This is a genomic window from Niastella yeongjuensis (assembly GCF_900110245.1).
GTDB lineage: Bacteria > Bacteroidota > Bacteroidia > Chitinophagales > Chitinophagaceae > Niastella > Niastella yeongjuensis.
Genome location: NZ_FOCZ01000014.1, coordinates 1 through 18244, shown reverse-complemented (window position 1 = coordinate 18244; position 18244 = coordinate 1). Strand labels below are relative to the sequence as shown.

The window sequence follows — 18244 nt, the reverse complement described above, 5'->3', positions numbered from 1 at the left end:
GGTCGGCTCGTGGGAGCAATCGCTACATACCCAAAACTGTGTTAGTAATGAAGCTAACCATCCTTTTATTAACTGTTGGATTCCTGAATGTGTACGCCAAAGGCGTGTCTCAAACTGTTTCTTTTACCGGTGAAAAAGTTCCTTTAAAGTCTGTTTTTAATTCTGTTAAGCAACAGACTGGTTTTGTTTTTTTGTATAGCGGAGCTGTGTTGCAGGTAGCAAAACCCGTAACGGTTTCTGCTACCGCGGTTCCGCTTGAAACCTTTCTTAATGAGGTTTTCAAAAACCAGCCGCTTAAGTATACCATAAAAGGCAAGAGCGTTTTCATTGCGCCGAAGCCAGCTTCGGACGGCCCACCGGTATCAAACGTGCCCGCAAATGTTGTTTCCGATTCATCTGTAACCATCCGTGGGCGGGTGCTGAATGAAAAAGGGGAGCCTGTACCGGGAGCTTCTGTAACGGTTAAAGGTTCTACTAAAGGAACAAGAACTGATGGGAATGGTGATTTTGCATTGAGAAATGTAATATCGGGAGAATATGTATTGATTACGAGTGTAGGGTACGAAACAAATACCATCCTGATCAATCGCTTCATGGGTACCCGTAGTTTAGAGCTCTCGCTCAAGCCAGCTGTAACTAAACTGGATGAAATTGAAATAACGGTAAATACTGGGTATCAGGTCTTGTCGAAAGAACGTTCTACCGGTTCACAAGCCCAGATCGACAATAAACTGTTGAACCGATCTCCCAGCGGTAATATACTGGATCGCCTGGAAGGCGTGACCAATGGTATGCTCTTTACACGCCGTAAACTAACCAAAGAAGATGTGAACGGGAGTGCAGAGATCCGCGTACGAGGCCTGGCCACTATTCTGGGCAGTTCATCGCCGTTGATCGTGCTGGATAATTTTCCGTATGAAGGAGATATCAACTCCATCAATCCAAACGATATAGAGAGCGTTACAGTGCTCAAGGATGCGGCGGCTGCCAGCATTTGGGGGGCCAGGGCAGGTAATGGGGTCATCGTTGTTAATACAAAAGCGGGCCGGTACAATCAGGTCACGCGTATTTCGATCAACAGTAATGTAGTCGTAGGTGATAAACCAGACCTTTATTATTCACAGAATTACCTGCCGTCAGCTACAGTGATGGACATTCAGAAAGAAAATTTTAATAACGGAGCTTATTTCTTGGCGGATTTTCAGCGCATACCACTGTATGCGGAACTGCTGCAAAAACTGAAAGATAAATTGATTACCCAGCAGGAATTCGATGAACAGGAAGCGCGTTTCCGCGAGCATGATATCCGCGACGACTGGAGTAAATACCTCTATCGGAAAAGTATCACGCAGCAGCATGCATTGAATGTTCGCGGGGGTGGAAATAATTACCGGTATATGTTTTCCGCGGGGTTCGACAAGGACCGCCAAATGTATGTGGGCAATGAAGGCACCCGCATGAACCTGAGCCTGCAGAATACATTTAAGGTGAGGCCTAACTTAGAGCTTACCGGAACGGTTTGGTACACGAAACGTAAATCACAGACCAATGCGGTATTGTCTTCGGTAACCAACACAAAGGGTTCAGGTCCTGATATCTACGAAAGCCTGATGGACGAAAACGGATACGCCAATCCTGTGAACATTCAAATCAACCGCTACAAATACCAGGAAACATTCCCCACAGCGAATCCTAACCTGGGTATGGTGGACTGGCTGTATCGCCCGCTTGATGAAATCGGGCTCAATGATAACCGGAGTAATACTTCAGACTTTCGTTTGAACGGGGGCCTGAAGTACAAGTTCCTTACGCATTTCAGTTTCGATCTTTCCTATCAATACATCCTCTCTATAAACGAGAGAACAAGTTATCACGATGTAAAGAGTTACTTTGCACGCGACTTCTACAATCAATATACACAAACTTATGTTCCTAATATTACCGATAATAAACTCCATCCTGTTCCCCTGGGGAATATCATGGAATATCCGGGGGCGGGGCAAACCAATACCCAGAGTAGCCGCGCCCTGTTGAACTATAACCAGGTGTTTAATACGGAACACAGCATCAGTGCTATTGGTGGTGCAGAAATTCGCCAGTCAATTGCAACCACCATGCCCGGTGCTACCTTGTTCAACTATAATCCTGATCTGCTGACAAGCAAAACCACGCTCAATTTTGATTCCTCTTTCGCTACGCGACCAAGTGGACGTACAACCATACCAACCAGCGCAAATAAGGTATTGGGAAGGACAACCAACAGATACCTGTCTTATTTTGGTAATGCCAGTTATACCTATAAAGACAGGTACATAGTGAGTGGGAGTGGCCGTTGGGATGGCAGCAACCTGCTGGGTGTACGCGCCAACATGCGTGGCACCTTGTTATGGTCTACCGGCCTTAGCTGGGATATAAGCAAAGAATCTTTCTTCAAAGTGAAACAGCTCCCGTATTTGAGATTGCGTGCTACTTATGGCAGCGCGGGAAATATCGATCCAACGCAAACCCATGACCCAACGCTCTTGTTTACTACCATTAATACGGTTACCTCATACCAGCAGGCAAATCTCAACAGTGCCGGAAATCCCAGTCTTCGCTGGGAACAGATCAATACCCTCAATTTTGGTACAGACTTCCGGGCATTTAAAAACCGGATTAGTGGCAGCGTTGAATACTACGTTAAAAATGCAAAATACCTGTTGAGTGACAATGCGGTGGACCCAACAACCGGTGTGCCTTCCACGTTTAGACTTAATTTCTCTGCCATGCGTGCCTGGGGGTATGATGTGCAGATCAACACCAAAAATCTGGAACTCAAGAAATTCTCGTGGACATCTACCTTCATATTCAATGCGAGCCGGAACAAGATCACCAAAATGAGGGATAATATTCCGACTCTAGATAACCAATATTTTACCTTGGAATCGAAATATCTGGAACAGGGCCAGTCTGTAGACAGGATCTATTCACTCCCCTGGCACGGACTGGATCCGCAGGATGGCAGCCCATTGATCTATGACAAAGACGGCGGGGTGCGTAAAGACTTCCTGGCGTATTGGAATGGAATTAAGAAAAGCGACTTCATCTATGCGGGTGTTACGGTTCCGCTTTATTCAACTTCGCTCATGAACACATTCGAGTGGAACGGGATTGCTGTGAGCGCCCTGGTAGTTGGCCGGTTTGGATCTGTCATCCGCCGTACTTCCACCGGGCCAGGTGTAGAGTTCACCAGCCTCAATTTTCCCACCTACAATATGGATCTGCTGAAGCGGTGGAAGGAGCCGGGTGATGAAAAATTTACCGATGTTCCTGCGAAAGTAACATCAGCGAATTCCCTTAGTCAGGGTGCTTCCAATCAGGCCCAACTGTATCAATACTCTGAAAAATTGATCATACCGGGTGATGTGATCCGTCTGCAGGATGTGAACCTGAGTTACACCCTGCCGCATAATTTGATAAAACGCTGGCCAATACAAAGTCTTCGGGTATATGGGTATGTACATCCAAATACAATAATCTGGAAGGCCAATAAAGACGGCATTGACCCTGATTATCCCTACACCAATTATCCTGACCCGAAAAGTTATTCTGCTGGCCTGCAGGTAGAATTCTAAATCAAAAAAGGAGCCATCATTATGAAACTCATAATAAAATTAATAACCCTTTCCCTGCTGATCATCTCAGCATCCTGCGGAAAGAAATACCTGGATTACAATGCGACGGCCAACCTGATCGTACCCAGAAAACTGGAAGATTTTCAGGCAATGCTCGACAATACCAATACCATGAACGAATCCAGTGCTGCCAATCTCGGGTTGATCGGTGGAGACGAATATTATGTAACGGCAGCCCAATATGCCACAACGGGTGCTCTCGGCGCAGCTGCGTTTCAGAAGAATGCCTACATCTGGGCGGAGCAGATCTACATAGGACGCGAAAGCCAGGTAGATTGGAGCAGCGGATATAACCACATTCTACTGGCCAATTATGTGTTTGAAGGTACGGACAAGATAGGGCGTACAGACGACAATCAGGATGCATGGGACCTGCTAAGGGGCTCAGCCTATTTCTTCCGGGGATATAACCTGTTTATGATGGCACAGTTGTATTGCCCGGTTTATAATGCAGCAACTGCGGGTACAGACCTGGGCCTTTCTCTCCGTACCGATTCAGACCCTACGATGAAACCCGCCCGGGCCAGTGTAGAAGCTACTTATCAGATGATCATCGAAGACCTGCAAGCCGCAGAAGCGTTGCTGAAAGACAAAGCCACCACTACCTACCGCCCCGGCAAAGCCGCCGTATATGCGACGCTTACCCGGGTATATATGCAGATGGGCGACTATGCAAAAGCGGCAGCGTATGCAGATAAATGCCTGGCGATCCAGAACGGCCTGATCAATTTTAACTCGTTGAATTTATCGGCTACCATTACGTTCCCGGGAAATGGAGTAGGGAATGCGGAAGTTATTTTCATGGAGAATACACAATCTGTTACAATCATAGCAAGCGCCTTTTACAATGCTGATACTACGTTGCTGAAAAGTTATACGAACGGCGATCTGCGCTCCAAAGCCTATTTCACAGTAAACGCCACTACAAAAAAGGCGACGTTCAAAGGTAGTTACAAGGGGTCGATAACGGCTGGTTATTATGCCGGGCTTGCTACCGATGAGGTATACCTTAACCGCGCAGAATGTTTGGCGCGTTTGAACAACCCTGCAGATGCATTGGCTGATCTCAACAAACTCCGCCAAAACCGGTTCACGCCGGCTACCTATGTACCACTGCAAAGTACAGATGCACAACAGGTGTTGGATTGGATCGTGGCCGAACGCAGGAAAGAAATGGTTATGCGTGGCACCCGGTGGCCAGATCTGCGCAGGCTGAACAAAGAGCCGCGTTATGCTACTACGCTTACCCGCGTGCTCGATACGCAAACCTTCGAGCTAAAACCTAACGACCAACGATGGACATGGCCGCTGCCGGTAGAGGCTATCGAGAACGGAGGATACGAGCAAAACCCGCGCTGATAAATAATTTACAAGGCTGGTCAAAGACATTGCCGGAGAACAGTGCTTCTTAGGCCAGCCTTTCTTTTTGCCACCCTTACCAGAGAAAACAATAAACATATGTCGATGCAGTATCTGATCCGCAGCTTACTTTTCATCTCTATAATGATCTTTTTTCAGGGGGCGCTTCGGGCACAAAGCCCGGCTGTAACCACCGCCAATTACAGCCTTGCCGAACGCTTTTCTCCTTCCCGCCTCGATAAGATGGTATTTGATACCAGGGTTACTCCTCATTGGCTGCCCTCCCGCAACTGCTTTTGGTATACCTACAAAACTTCCGAAGGAACGTTTTATTACCTGGTTGAACCGGATAAAAAAACAAAAAAGAATTTGTTCGATAACCAGGAAATGGCCGCTATGCTAACGCTCATCACAAAAGATGCATACGATGGTCAACACCTGCCAACAATAACTCCCAAATTCAAGGAAACGGATACTGCCTTTCAGTTTGATCTGACAAGCCCGGCTACAAGAAAAACGTATCATCTTGAATATAACCTGAAAACGGCCCGGCTTTCTGAATATACTGTCGCCAGGGATAAAAAGCCTGTTTTGTTAGGCTTGTACAATCTTTCCCCTGATAGCGGGTATGCGGTGTATGCTAAAGGATATAATCTGTTTTACATGGATAAGGCAAATTATATGAAAGTATTAAATAACAGCCCGCGCGCTTCTGTAGTGGAGCACCAATTGACCCGCGATGGGAGCGAAGACTATCCATATGGAAACAACATAGAAATGGAACGTCCGGATTCAGGCGCTGCGGTGCTCCCGCAATACCCACAGCCAGCTAAAATATTGTGGTCTCCTGACTCTAAAAAATTTGCGCTGTTAAGAAAGGATACCCGGAAAATTAAGCCGATGTGGGTCATCAATTCCTTATCAAGCCCCAGGCCAACGCTCTATACTTATAAATACCAGCTGCCTGGCGAAGTTGATCCAACAGAAATGGAACTGTTGGTGTTTACGATTGCCAGCAAAAAGATAGATACCATTGATGTAAAGAAATTCACTAACCAAAAGTTAGGGCTGCCCGAAAGAGTAGTTACCACCCGTGAAAGAACTGGTGTGACTGGACCTGACATCTGGTTGTCTGAAAACCCGAATGAACTCTATTTTTCAAGACAAAGCCGCGATCTGCATCTATATGATTTTTGTTCGGTAAACCTGGAAACTAACAAAGTACGTGTATTGATCGAAGAAAAAATGAACAGTTATGTGGAAGTGAATACACCCATACTGATCCATGGCGGCAAGGAAATGATCCATTTATCGGAAAGAGATGGCTGGGCCCATTTTTATTTGTACGATAACCAGGGCAACCTGAAACGGCAATTGACAGCAGGCGCCTGGCATTGCAGTTATGATGGTTATGCGGTAGATGAAAAAAGCGGATGGCTCTACTTTAATGGAAACGGGCATGAAGCATCAGAAGACCCCTATTATAAGCACTTTTATAAAGTGAAGTTGGATGGTACCGGCCTGACGCTGTTGAATAAAGACAATTACAATCACCAGGCTTCATTGGATGAAACGCAGCATTATTTTGTTGACAACTACTCACGTGTGAATACGGCTCCAAAATCAGCGCTCAGGGACATCAACGGAAACCTGGTATTAGACCTGGAGACGGCAGACCTGAGCAACCTGGTTGCGGCAGGGTATAAATATCCCGAACCATTTAAAGTAAAAGCCGATGATGGTGTTACGGATATCTATGGTGTAATGTACAAGCCGTTTGACTTTGATTCAACAAAAAGCTACCCGGTTATTGAATATGTTTACCCGGGCCCACAATCAGAGCATGTAAACAAGTCTTTTTCTACCAGTATGGACGTGACCGACCGGTTGGCGCAGTTGGGTTTCGTGGTGATTACGTTAGGCAACAGAGGCGGAAGCCCCGAACGGTCCCGGTGGTATCATACTTACGGGTACGGCGACCTGCGGGACTATGGACTGGCAGATAAGAAATATGCCATAGAACAATTGGCTGTTCGTCATAAATATATCGACATCAACCGGGTCGGAATATTCGGGCATTCCGGTGGAGGATTCATGTCAACCGCCGCCCTTTGTCAATATCCCGATTTTTATAAGGTGGCGATCTCCAGTTCCGGTAACCATGATAATAACATTTACAACCTGCCATTTACAGAAAAGTATAATGGAATAAAAGAACAACCCAATGACAAGGAAGGACCCGCTAAATTTTTATACGAGGTGGAAACGAATCCACAAATAGCGGCTAACCTGAAAGGACACCTTTTATTGATTACAGGCGACGTGGATTATAATGTCAATCCAGCCAATACACTCAGAATGGCCAATGCTTTAATAAAGGCAAACAAACGATTTGATATGTTTATCCTGCCTGGCCAGTCACATAACTACAGAAACGAATCTGCAGAATACTGGTTCTGGTTAATTTCCGATTATTTCTCTAAGCATTTGTTAGGAGATGCTATCAGACCGGTTGACATCCCTGAATTAAACAGGGCAGCGATGAAAACGCCGGATAAAAAAGCTGCTAACTAATTTCTCTCTATATAATCACTATTTAAAATATAAGAATATGAAAAAGAATTTGATGATACTTATGATGATCAGTCCGGTTATGGTTCTGGCTCAGAAAGGAAATTATACATTAAAAGGGAAAATAGGTAACCTGGATTCACCTGCGAAGATCTATCTGGGATACAAAAATGCCAAGGGAGAGTTTCTTGATTCCGCAGATTTTAAAAATGGACAATTTGAATTTAAAGGGAGTTTGGAAGAACCAACTCAATCTACCCTGGTGCTAAGTTATACCGGCGTCGCAGCTTTCAATAAGTTTTCCGAGTCGATGTCTGTTTATTTGGAGCAGGGTACCATCTTGCTCAATAGCACAGACTCTTTACGCAATGCAGTAGTAACCGGGTCAAAGGTCAATGCAGACTTCAAAAAGTTAAAAGAGGCCTTAAAGGAAACAGATGCGAAGATGGACTTAGTTACTTCTTCTCTGAGGGATTTACCTGCTGATAAGAAGAAGGATAAGGCGTTTATGGGAGAATTTATGAAGGATTATATTCAGCAACAGAAAGCTATTATTGATTTACAAAATGGAGTGAGGGCCAGTTTTATTAAAAATAATCCTAACACCGTAGTGAGCCTGATTGCCCTACAGAATATTGACAGGTATCGCCCTGAGTATGCCATACTGGCCCCCTTATATAATTCTTTATCTGAAACAGTGAAAAACACGAACGAAGGCAAGGCGTTTGGTCACAAATTAGATAGAATGAAAGTGATGGAAGTAGGGGTAATGGCGCTTCCATTTACACAAAATGATCCTGAGGGAAATCCAATCAGCCTGTCGTCATTTAAAGGGAAATACGTATTGGTTGATTTTTGGGCTTCCTGGTGCTCTCCCTGTCGTTTAGAAAATCCTAACGTGGTAAAGGCATACAATGCCTATCATGAAAAGGGACTGGAAATTTTAAGTGTTTCATTGGATAAAAATAAAGAGGCATGGGTAAATGCCATAAAAAAGGATGGTATGCCATGGAACCATGTTTCTGACTTAAAGTTTTGGAAGAATGAGGTTGCTGTAATGTATGGCATTAATGCAGTTCCTCAGAATATGTTGTTGGATAAATCAGGTAGGATTATCGCAAAGAACCTGCGGGGAGACGCTTTGAGCGCCAAACTGGCAGAGGTATTTAAATAAGCATATCGGATGGTGCTGACAAAAACCTTGGTTAGTAAAACAAACTTTGCCATGGATAATCACAAAGGGATGTCTCCGGAAGACTGTTTGTGGACAGACTTGTCGGCCATGATCAAAGAACAATACGATGGCCTGATAACAGTAACCAACTGGAAGTTGGTTACTGTTTTTTGGGACATTGGTCAGGAATTAAATCAATACCATGCCAAAAAGGAGCATGCTGAATACAGCGAATTTTTCCTGCGAACTTTATCAACGCAATTAATGACCGTTTACGGACCCTGGTTCTCGGAAAACCACATAAAAAATATGAGCCGGTTCGCAGCTCAATTTCCCCGCCCTTCTGTTATAGGCTCAACGACTCCCGTAATAATCTGGGAACAGATCTTCGGACCGGCGATGATTCTCAAAAAAGAAAAGGATGCGGGCTTAAAAAATATTTTTAATGAGCCCTGGATAGCATCTTTTCGTCGTTTACTGGAGCCTGCAAAGGGCCTGCGTATTGAAAAAAAAATAGATGATATTGAAAAGGAGCTGTTGAGGGGTATATCTCAGTATATTGAAAAATACAGGGACGAGCAAAACAAGTGGTTCAGTGACAATCTTAATTTATTTTTCCTGAAGATCGGGGAACGAATTAACCAGGAACAGAAGCCGGTCATTCGTCATGCTTCTCTGCGTTTGGAAAAAGAATATGGCAGCGCCTTTTGTGAAAACCAACTGTATGCTATGGGCTTATTTGTCCAGCTGTTCGGTCATCCACTTGTTATTCGCATAGCTACGCTGGTGACCTGGGAACACATTATGATTTTACTGCCGCTGCCTGAATTGGAAGAGAAGCTGTTTTATGTGCGATTGACAGCCACGCAGGGACTAAGCCCGGCAGGTTTACGAAAGCAAATTGCTGGCCATGTTTATGAAAATACCAATGGGGCAAAAGAACGTGAACAAAGGACTATTGCAAAATTGCAAAACCCTACGACAGAGACTAAAGTATCAAAAAAAGGAAATAATATATTTATAGCCGAATATGTTCATCTCGAGTTTGAAGGCGTCGATAAAAGTCTGGTTGTTTACAATATTTTTAAAAACCGCTATTTTATGAATTTTGAGAAAGGCGCCTCTTATTTTTGAGGCGCCTTCCTTTCTCTCCGTAATTTTGGTTAGTAAAACAAATCTTGCCATGGATAATCAACCCACCATAGAACAGCACCATACCATCTTTGTGGCCACCCTCGACTATCTTCTTGAGAAATCACCCTACCGGGTAATTATTGACCAGCATGATGATACGGCTGAGCGTTATGACAAATTGAAACAGAGAGCCGAAAAACATTACCGAAATGGCAATTTGCCACTATTGCAACGCCTGATACGGGAAATAGCGGGCCTGGCGCCTCTATTCAAGGAGGAAGGTTTTCTTGCATCCATGAGAGCGCGCACCGGTTATGAGGCTGACATTGTAACACAGTCACTTCCTGCCGGGTTATCAAAACGCAAAAGGAATGAGATTACTATTAATGATCCTGCTATTTCCTATAAACAGCTGGCAGCGCTATTTTCTCCCGACAACAAACGTAAAATAAAGGTTTGGGAGGCCAGCTCGCCCGATTTCTTAATTACTGGTGTAGACCTGCAATTCGGATCGGGGACGCAGACTGGCGTATATATGGTTGATGGGGTGGACCTGGATATAGAAGTTTATTGGGAAGACAATAACACCGTCGTTATCGAAACCAGGGCAGATTATTTTGTCAGATCAAAACATGGCGAACGATATCAAAGCCAGGATGATGTAGTGCGGGTGGTATATGTGGTGCGTTGAGTATATTAAAGATTCAAGTCCTATGTTAACCCGGCTGAAAAAAAGCCTTCGACGATCTAATGCCGCAATGTATTAGTCTGAAAACCCAGTCCCGCCCTTGGCGGGGGGGGTAATTTTAGGCCCGGTTTTGTTACTCAATCCCTTGTCAATTCAACCTGATTGCCTTCCCGGCGGCGGAAAAGCAGGAGAGGCCTCATGAAGGAAGTAAAGAGGAGACAACGAGAAGGCATCCCGAACCTATATCGCTATAATGTCGCTTTAAGGGGATAGAAAACGGGCGTTTTGAAGGATGGTGTGGAGATTTTGTCCAGCCCTTGGCGGGACTGTTTTGTTTTTCTGTCCGCTTTCCCGGGCAAGCTTGGGCCGCTACCAGAAAAACAAAACCCTCCCGATATTATCGGGAGGGTTTCTTGTTACCCGACCTGGATTCGAACCAAGACAAGCAGAACCAGAATCTGCGGTACTACCGTTATACTATCGGGCAATTTGCTTTAACGCAGCCTTCTTTACGAAAGGCTTACCGCAAAAATAGAATTTATCTCAATTGCGACAAAATTCTTGTTGATAAGGGATGTTTTGCCCGTTACTTTATCCCCTTACCCCGAGCCATTTGCGTGTCATTTTACAAGTTGCGCGTCATTTTATTACAGGAAAGTGACGCGAAATAAGCTTTTGCGACAAAATCTGAAAAAGGCAAAGGGCAGAAAGCAGAGATAAATACACCTCTTCGCGGCAACCGTAAAGCAGGAATTCGAAACTCGGAAACTCTGAACCCGGAACCCGGAACTGGTTTAAACAGAACAAGGCATGTTCAATAAATCAGTAAATTCAGCCCTCGATAAACATGATAATCCAAATGAGTGTCAAAATAAAGGTGGATGATACACTTGAAATGATGCTGATCGACAATCACCATGCAGAAACCATGTATCAGCTGGTGAAGGCTAACCGCCAGCATCTGCGCGAGTGGCTGCCCTGGGTTGACCATATGCGTTCGGTAGAAGATTTCAGGAAATACATCAACAGCTCAAAACAACGATATGCCAACCACACCGAAATGGGGTATGTGATCCTGAAAGACCAGGTGATGATAGGAAGGTTAGGGTTGTACAATATTGACCTGATCAATAAAAGCGGGTCCATAGGTTACTGGCTCAGTAAAGAATGGGAGGGCCAGGGCATTATAACCCGGTGTTGCAAAGCCGTCATCGATGAAGGGTTTTCCTACCTTCAATTGAACCGCATAGAAATAAGGGCCGCTACGGCCAATGTTAAAAGCCAGGCCATTCCCGAACGGCTGGGGTTTAAAAAAGAAGGCATCATCAGACAGGGCGAATTTGTAAACAATGGGTTTGTTGACCTGTATGTATATTCCCTGTTAAAAAAAGAGTGGCAGAAACCTGCATAAGCAGTTGCTTGGCAATTAATCGTATTTCATACAATTCTACGCGATTTTGATTTTTATGTACATGGTAATAAGTAAATCTATGTAATCTGGTAACAAACAGAAATTTATGCACATACCTTAGGGGCACATAAGATACTAATACATGGGAACGTTTTTCTATTAGTGGGAATGAACGTTCCTTACCTGATTTGTTTAGCGTTTGATTGTAAAGTGGTTACATCATTGGCACAATTTGAGCGGCGTGCACGCGAACGAAATGGTTACTTAACATTTTTGAGAGAGACCCTATGAACCCAACTTTTACAACCAATTACCGTGAAATGGCCCCCTGGTTGGAGAGCATTTTAAATGACTGCCAGGACGCCGTATTTATTACTGACCGGCATTTTTATTTGCAGCACTGGAACGTGACAGCTGAAGAGTTATGGTTTAAACAACCCGACAGACCAGCTAAAAAGAATATCGTCGATTTCCTCAACCGGATGTTTCCAGGGCACCATGAGGTACATAGCCAGCTGCAAAGGGCCATAGCCCTCGATGAACAGGTGGAAGATATTTTTGTAGCAGGGCCCGATCGTAAAACCTATCGAATTTCCTGCTACACCCATAAATTCCCTGGTACTCATTACCTGCTCGATGTAGTTATTATCCTGCGCGACCTGCAGGCAACCATTCATCGTAAAAAAGAAATCCGACCCGGCGTGCTGTATAATACCCTGTTTAATTCCCTGGAAGAAGGCGTGATGCTGTTGCAAGGCGATCAGGGCACCATCATCTCTGCTAATAATAAAGCGTGTGAAATTCTAGGCTGCATCCATGATCAATTGATTGGAAAGAACCTGACCGATATTGGCGGCAAAGCCTATAGGGACGATGGTACGCCCATGCCCATCCAGGAATACCCGGGCATGGTCACTTTGCGCACCGGAGAGGTCATACAGCAGCAGATCCTGGGTTTTAACAATGCCCTGGGCCAGCTCATCTGGTTATCGGTGAGTACCTGTTTGCTGGAAGAGGTCAATGCCCCCGTACCCAGACTGGTAGGGGTTACCTTCAATGATATTACCGCCTGCAGGGAAGCAGAGTCGCGGTTGTCTGAAAGCGAATACATCTTTCAGTCGTTCATGAACAATACGCACAGCCCCGCCTGGATCGTTGATGAAGACGGCTATATCATTTACATGAATGATATTTATAAACGTGTATTTAAGTTGAACGACTGTCACCTGTATACCAATGTGCGCGACCTGATGCCCAAAGAGCTGGTGGATCAATATACGGCCAACAACCAACGGGTGCTGGAAACCGGGCAGCCCCTGATCACTATTGAAAGCTCTTTCCAGGAGGACGGTAGCCCCGCCATGCACCTGGTGATCAAATTTTTGCTGCAAACCTCCACCCCCAAGCGCCTCATCGGTGGTCAGTCAATCGATATCACCGAAGAAAAAAGGGCGCATGAAGAGATCGCAAAAATTAACGAACGTTTCTATTATACCACCAAAGCCACTTCAGATTACATCTGGGACTGGAATATTGAAAAAGGTACTATTTACCGAAGCGAACCATTCAGCCGGTTAACCGGGTATGCCCAGAACGATATGAACCTGGACTGGTTGCTGGAAAGAATACACATCGATGACCGCCAGCGGATCATGGACCATATCAATACCAGTTTACAATCGAGAAATAATTACTGGCAAGATGAGTATCAGTTTCTTTGTGCCGATGGCAGTTATAAATATTTGTCAGATAAAGGATATATTATTTTCAAAGATGGTATAGCGGTTCGGGCCATTGGCGCTATCCAGGACCTTACCGAAAAAAGAAAACTCGAAGCGGAACTGGCGCAGCAGAAAGAAAAGGAACGCCTGCGTATTAACCAGGCTATGATCGCCGGTCAGGAATATGAGCGCAATGAAATTTCAAAAGAACTGCACGATAACGTGAACCAGATCTTGTCATCGGCTATAATATTGTTAAGCACTGCAAAGGGCAATGGCGATGAACAGGAGCAGCTGCTTGGTAAAACATCGCAATATATAAACCTGGCTATTCAGGAGATCCGAAAGATCTCCAAATCGCTGAATTCCTCCATCATCAAAGAAGTTGGTTTTATTGATCCGGTGGAAGACATCATCAAAAACATGCAGCTGGTACGGCCGATCATAGTGGATTTTGAATGCGACCCGGAACTGGAAATGGAACTGACGCACGATGTGCAGCTGATGTTATACCGCATTATACAGGAACAAACCAATAACATCATGCGGTATGCAGAGGCGGGTTATGTACGCATCGCCATCGATAAAAGCCCAAACCAGTTAACGCTGCTTATTCAAGATAACGGAAAAGGTTTTGATGCCACCAAACAAACAAAAGGCATAGGACTGTTAAACATCCTCAACCGCGCCGAAACCCTGGGTGGTACCCTTACCATCGACACCAAACCCATGGGCGGCTGCCGATTGGAAGTACAGATCCCACTTTAAAAGGTCATAGTTTAAAGTTTAAAGTTTAAAGTTGAAAGTTGAAAGTTCATAGTTTAAAGTTGAAAGTTGAAAGTTATTCAGCTCTCCGTATACGGAGAGCTGAATTTAGTTTTGAGACTCGAATGCCAACGACTTTCAACTTAAAACTTTAAACTTTCAACTTAGAACTTAAAACTGTTATGGAATTGGTTCTGTTGAACCGTTGGTCATCCAGGGCAGATTGAATTTATGGAACTCGATAGAACGATGACTGTTTGGGCTATCACCGGTGTTCTCATTAATCTCGATGAGTGCACCAATGGTATAGTCAGCTGTTTTAACCATACTGCTATAACCGCCTTTACCCTGGGCGAATGCTTCATCATCCGTTAACCAGTCGTAGATCTTACGGCTGAGGGGCCAGGTAACGCCGCCATCATAACTTATACGCACCCGCATTTTGCAGCGGGTTTCGGTGCTGGCCGAATTCAATACCATAATACGATCGGGTGCACCGGTGTACCGGACAATTGACCCTTCGCAGGCTGGGTCAAGCAACACATCGTCAGGAGCGAAGGTGCTGAAACTGCCGGTGATGGTGCCGCGCGATACCCAGCGCCGTTTGGCTGTTGCCCAGGTGGTGCTGGTAGCCCGGTCGTTCCGCATGAGGCGGCCATCGTTTAATTCAACAATGGTGCCTTCGCTGGTACCGCCGGGTATCAACTGGTAATGCCAGGTGGCGCCATGATCGGTGCTATAGATATTTCTGCCAATGGCCGGTATAACCAGGGTGCCGTTGGTGGTTTGAATACCAACGCCGGGCCCCATGGCATCCCAGGTATAACCGGGTGGCAGCAGGGTGCTGGTCATATCGGTGGGCGTGGTGAAGGTAAGGCCGTCGTTATCGCTGTAGGAATAATAGACTTTGCGATCGCCCCAGGTATTTATTTTTTCATAGCCATCGGTACCGCCCTGGTTCTTAGTGGCGGAATTCCAGCTCATAAATACCCATATGCGGCCAGTAGTGCGGTCAACCACCGACGTGGGATTACCCCAGGTGCCTTGCCCGGCCCCTACTACTTCCATCATGGCTGACCAGGTAGCGCCATTGTCGGTAGAGCGTTTATACTCTACGTTAATGTTGCCATAGTCCTTGTTGGCACCCATGCGCCCCTCTGCAAAGGCAAGGAGGGTATTGTCGTTGGTACGAACAATAGAGGGGATCCGGAAAGAGTGATAGCCATCGGCGCCCCCATCAAACAGTTTTATATAAGTATGGGTTTGGGTGGCTTCGGTGGCAGCAACCCGTTCCTCGTTGGGAGCGGTGGCTGCGTCGGCAACTCCTTTTTTGCAGGCTGTAACCGACAATATAAGCGCGGGGAGAAGAATAAACAGGCATTTTGTTTGTTTCATTTTTCAGGTTTTAATAGTTCAGCGTTTGTTAGTATTTAAATGGTAAAAGAGAATGTGTTTAATGCAAAAGGAGGCCCGTTGCCTGCTGCTTCGCTCGCCGAAGCCGAACAGGCAAAAAAAATATAGGACTCAGTAAACCGGGTTTACTGAGTTACAGTAATAGAGCGGACTATACAATAGGGAATAGGCACGGATTATGGCCTGTGGCCATGTAAATGAGTCCTTTACTGGTGATAGGGACTGTATAAGAATATGTAGAACATAATTAAGACAATTTTTCGGAAAAGCAATGGGGCGCCCCCAAAAATTATATCAACATATTCAGCGGTGTGGGCGTGTGGTAACGTTGTTGTACAATGGCTGTTGGGGTTTATGGGCCAATGTTATTTTCGAGGCTACATAAAATTATTATCTTTAATAAAGCAATAGATCAACTAAGATGCTACGAAAGACATTACTGCTCATAACCGGTATACTACTGGTTTTGGTGACCGGCGTTTTCTGGGGAACCTGGTTTTCTTTGAGTAGAACCATGTATACATTGCCGCAAGAAACTTTTGTATTGATCGGTAAACAGATCATGCAAAACGTAGCTACGGGGATGAGCATCATGATGCCGCTGGGCATTGCGGGCATCCTGGTGCTGTTGTTGCTGGCGGGGCGAAGAAAAAAAGCCCATTTCTACTGGTTGCTGTCTGCGTTGCTGTTGTTTACCCTGGCCCTGGCTATAACCCTGTTTATTGAAGTGCCCATCGACAACCAGATAAAAACCTGGACCAGTGTTAACATTCCACACAATTGGGAGGCAATCCGTGATCGCTGGCAGAATTTTCATACCGGCCGCACTTTTCTTTCACTCGGCGGCATGATCTGTTTCCTGATGGCGGTTATTAAAAGATATAATTGATTTCGGGGGAGACGCAAGGTTGATATCCCTGAATAACTTTACCGTATAATATAACTGAAGAGCCCCTATAAAAGCCTGTAATGCGCCGGTGATTTCAAATAACCAGTCGTTGGGTAATTCATACAGGGAGGCCGGATAAAACCAGCGCATGGAAGTGGGGGACAGGCCGCCAAAATACAGGATGTTTTTCAGCAGGTGATTGTAAAGGCCCTCATACAAACCGATCAGTCCGCCGAAGAATAAACCCGCAGTTACCAGGTACAGAAATAGAAATACCTTCTTTTTGAGCCATTCATACAGGAAAAGAAAGGCGCCGGTTATCAGTAATATAATAAGTCCATGAAACAGGATGTGCAGCCGCCAGGGTGTTTTGTATAACCAGGCGCCATAGGCATGGTGCAGTGCCGTAAGCACATAAGTGCCGGTAGTGGTTACCAGAGAGCCGATCAATAAACGCAGGTCGGGTTTGAATGCTTTGTGAAAATCCATTTTCATTTGTTTAATAATAAAATTGAACAAGTGTATTTTTATGTAAAGCTGTCGCGGCTGGCTTGTTTATACAACATACAATACCGGTCGAATGACAGTTATGGAACAAAACAGCCTAAAATGTTCAGCAATATGACAGGGGATTTGCGGGAAGACCGGCGCATTCAGAAAACCAAGAAGCTGCTGGCTGATTCGTTGGGGCAGTTGATGCGGGAAAAGGAATACGATGCCATCACTATTCAGGATATCATTGACAAAGCCAATGTGGGGCGAAGTACTTTTTATGCCCATTATGAAAGCAAGGAAAACCTGTTGTTGCATAACATAAACTTTCAGCGGGAACTGATCCATTTTACCAGTAATGATGCACAGCACCCCATGGAAATAAACCTGCCGTATTTGTTCAATCATTTATCAGAATATGGGGCCATTCTAAAAGCCATTCATGGAACGGCGATCGCTTACCAGATCGCCGATCATTTTATCGCCATTATGGTAAACCGGATCGTTGGGTATTATAAACGTCGGCCGATGCCACCAGGAATGGAAAAGCAATTGTTACAGTACCGGGCTGAAGCGGTAGCCGGGGGCATTGTTCGAATGGTTTTTTGCTGGGTGATGGACGATACACCTATACCGGCTTCGAAAATGATCGCCCAGGCGCAGGAGTTATTGGCGGAAGCTTTCCCATTTGATAATAGGGAATAGCCTGATTCAAAATATTTTCGTGAAAAGTGAAAAAAGAACTTGTTGTATTGAAAATACTCCTACATTTGCACCCCCAACGAAAACGGGGCAGTGAAAAAGAGGAAGAGAAAGCGAAGCAAGTCACTGACAATCAGCTCTTAGAAATGTAAAGTGAGAAAGGAAGAAAGAAAAAGAAAAGTGAGAAAAGATTTGGTGGAATGAGAGAAACGCTTACCTTTGCACCCCCAACGAAAACGGGGCAGTGAAAA

Annotated in this window: 12 protein-coding genes; 10 read left to right on the top strand and 2 right to left on the bottom strand. The window is 45.1% G+C overall.

The features are described 5' to 3' along the window. Window positions 1-47 precede the first annotated feature (47 nt). The 8 genes from BMX95_RS27690 (at window position 48) to BMX95_RS27650 (ending at window position 14500) form a co-directional block, all read left to right on the top strand. Window positions 48-3614 carry a SusC/RagA family TonB-linked outer membrane protein gene (locus BMX95_RS27690; RefSeq protein WP_165758851.1) on the top strand — a complete coding sequence of 1189 codons (3567 nt, stop codon included), beginning with the start codon at window positions 48-50 and terminating at the stop codon, window positions 3612-3614. Between the two features lie 21 nt (window positions 3615-3635). Next, window positions 3636-5033: a RagB/SusD family nutrient uptake outer membrane protein gene (locus BMX95_RS27685; RefSeq protein ID WP_081198588.1), complete on the top strand. Its 1398-nt coding sequence runs from the start codon at window positions 3636-3638 to the stop codon at window positions 5031-5033. A gap of 99 nt (window positions 5034-5132) precedes the next feature. Beyond that, a complete protein-coding gene (locus BMX95_RS27680) occupies window positions 5133-7607 on the top strand; it encodes a S9 family peptidase (RefSeq protein ID WP_081198589.1) in 2475 nt (824 codons plus the stop codon). Between the two features lie 37 nt (window positions 7608-7644). Continuing rightward, complete coding sequence (locus BMX95_RS27675) at window positions 7645-8778, top strand: TlpA disulfide reductase family protein (protein WP_081198590.1); 1134 nt, start codon at window positions 7645-7647, stop codon at window positions 8776-8778. 51 nt (window positions 8779-8829) lie between these two features. Further along, window positions 8830-9912, top strand: coding sequence for a DUF1016 N-terminal domain-containing protein (locus BMX95_RS27670; protein ID WP_165758852.1), 1083 nt, complete (start codon window positions 8830-8832; stop codon window positions 9910-9912). A gap of 49 nt (window positions 9913-9961) precedes the next feature. Further along, entirely contained in the window at window positions 9962-10603 is a 642-nt protein-coding gene (locus BMX95_RS27665; RefSeq protein ID WP_081198592.1) for a hypothetical protein, read from the top strand. A gap of 856 nt (window positions 10604-11459) precedes the next feature. Next, window positions 11460-12011: a GNAT family N-acetyltransferase gene (locus tag BMX95_RS27655; RefSeq protein ID WP_165758853.1), complete on the top strand. Its 552-nt coding sequence runs from the start codon at window positions 11460-11462 to the stop codon at window positions 12009-12011. Window positions 12012-12298: 287 nt separating this feature from the next. Next, window positions 12299-14500 carry a sensor histidine kinase gene (locus BMX95_RS27650; protein WP_081198594.1) on the top strand — a complete coding sequence of 734 codons (2202 nt, stop codon included), beginning with the start codon at window positions 12299-12301 and terminating at the stop codon, window positions 14498-14500. A 177-nt stretch (window positions 14501-14677) separates the two neighbouring features. Here BMX95_RS27650 and BMX95_RS27645 read toward each other — a convergent pair whose 3' ends face one another. Then, on the bottom strand, window positions 14678-15892 hold the full coding sequence (locus tag BMX95_RS27645; protein ID WP_081198595.1) for a sialidase family protein: 1215 nt from the start codon (window positions 15890-15892) through the stop codon (window positions 14678-14680). A gap of 439 nt (window positions 15893-16331) precedes the next feature. On the opposite strand from BMX95_RS27645, the gene BMX95_RS27640 reads away from it, so the two are divergent. Beyond that, a complete protein-coding gene (locus tag BMX95_RS27640; protein WP_081198596.1) occupies window positions 16332-16799 on the top strand; it encodes an anthrone oxygenase family protein in 468 nt (155 codons plus the stop codon). On the opposite strand, the gene BMX95_RS27635 is transcribed toward BMX95_RS27640, so the two are convergent. Further along, the gene (locus BMX95_RS27635) at window positions 16746-17288 is read right to left on the bottom strand and encodes a hypothetical protein (RefSeq protein WP_133053879.1); all 543 of its coding nucleotides are present in this window, start codon (window positions 17286-17288) and stop codon (window positions 16746-16748) included. The two genes, BMX95_RS27640 and BMX95_RS27635, sit on opposite strands and share 54 nt — an antisense overlap. Window positions 17289-17294: 6 nt before the next feature. Between BMX95_RS27635 and BMX95_RS35725 the strand changes: the two genes are divergently transcribed. Next, entirely contained in the window at window positions 17295-17996 is a 702-nt protein-coding gene (locus tag BMX95_RS35725) for a TetR/AcrR family transcriptional regulator (RefSeq protein WP_207631529.1), read from the top strand. The last annotated feature ends 248 nt before the right edge of the window (window positions 17997-18244 follow it).

Coding starts and splice junctions, on each gene's coding strand:
- BMX95_RS27635 (WP_133053879.1), bottom strand. CDS start 17,288: ATGGATTTTCACAAAGCATTCAAACCCGACCTGCGTTTATTGATCGGC.
- BMX95_RS27685 (WP_081198588.1), top strand. CDS start 3,636: ATGAAACTCATAATAAAATTAATAACCCTTTCCCTGCTGATCATCTCA.
- BMX95_RS27645 (WP_081198595.1), bottom strand. CDS start 15,892: ATGAAACAAACAAAATGCCTGTTTATTCTTCTCCCCGCGCTTATATTG.
- BMX95_RS27680 (WP_081198589.1), top strand. CDS start 5,133: ATGTCGATGCAGTATCTGATCCGCAGCTTACTTTTCATCTCTATAATG.
- BMX95_RS27665 (WP_081198592.1), top strand. CDS start 9,962: ATGGATAATCAACCCACCATAGAACAGCACCATACCATCTTTGTGGCC.
- BMX95_RS27655 (WP_165758853.1), top strand. CDS start 11,460: ATGAGTGTCAAAATAAAGGTGGATGATACACTTGAAATGATGCTGATC.
- BMX95_RS27670 (WP_165758852.1), top strand. CDS start 8,830: ATGGATAATCACAAAGGGATGTCTCCGGAAGACTGTTTGTGGACAGAC.
- BMX95_RS27675 (WP_081198590.1), top strand. CDS start 7,645: ATGAAAAAGAATTTGATGATACTTATGATGATCAGTCCGGTTATGGTT.
- BMX95_RS27640 (WP_081198596.1), top strand. CDS start 16,332: ATGCTACGAAAGACATTACTGCTCATAACCGGTATACTACTGGTTTTG.
- BMX95_RS27650 (WP_081198594.1), top strand. CDS start 12,299: ATGAACCCAACTTTTACAACCAATTACCGTGAAATGGCCCCCTGGTTG.
- BMX95_RS27690 (WP_165758851.1), top strand. CDS start 48: ATGAAGCTAACCATCCTTTTATTAACTGTTGGATTCCTGAATGTGTAC.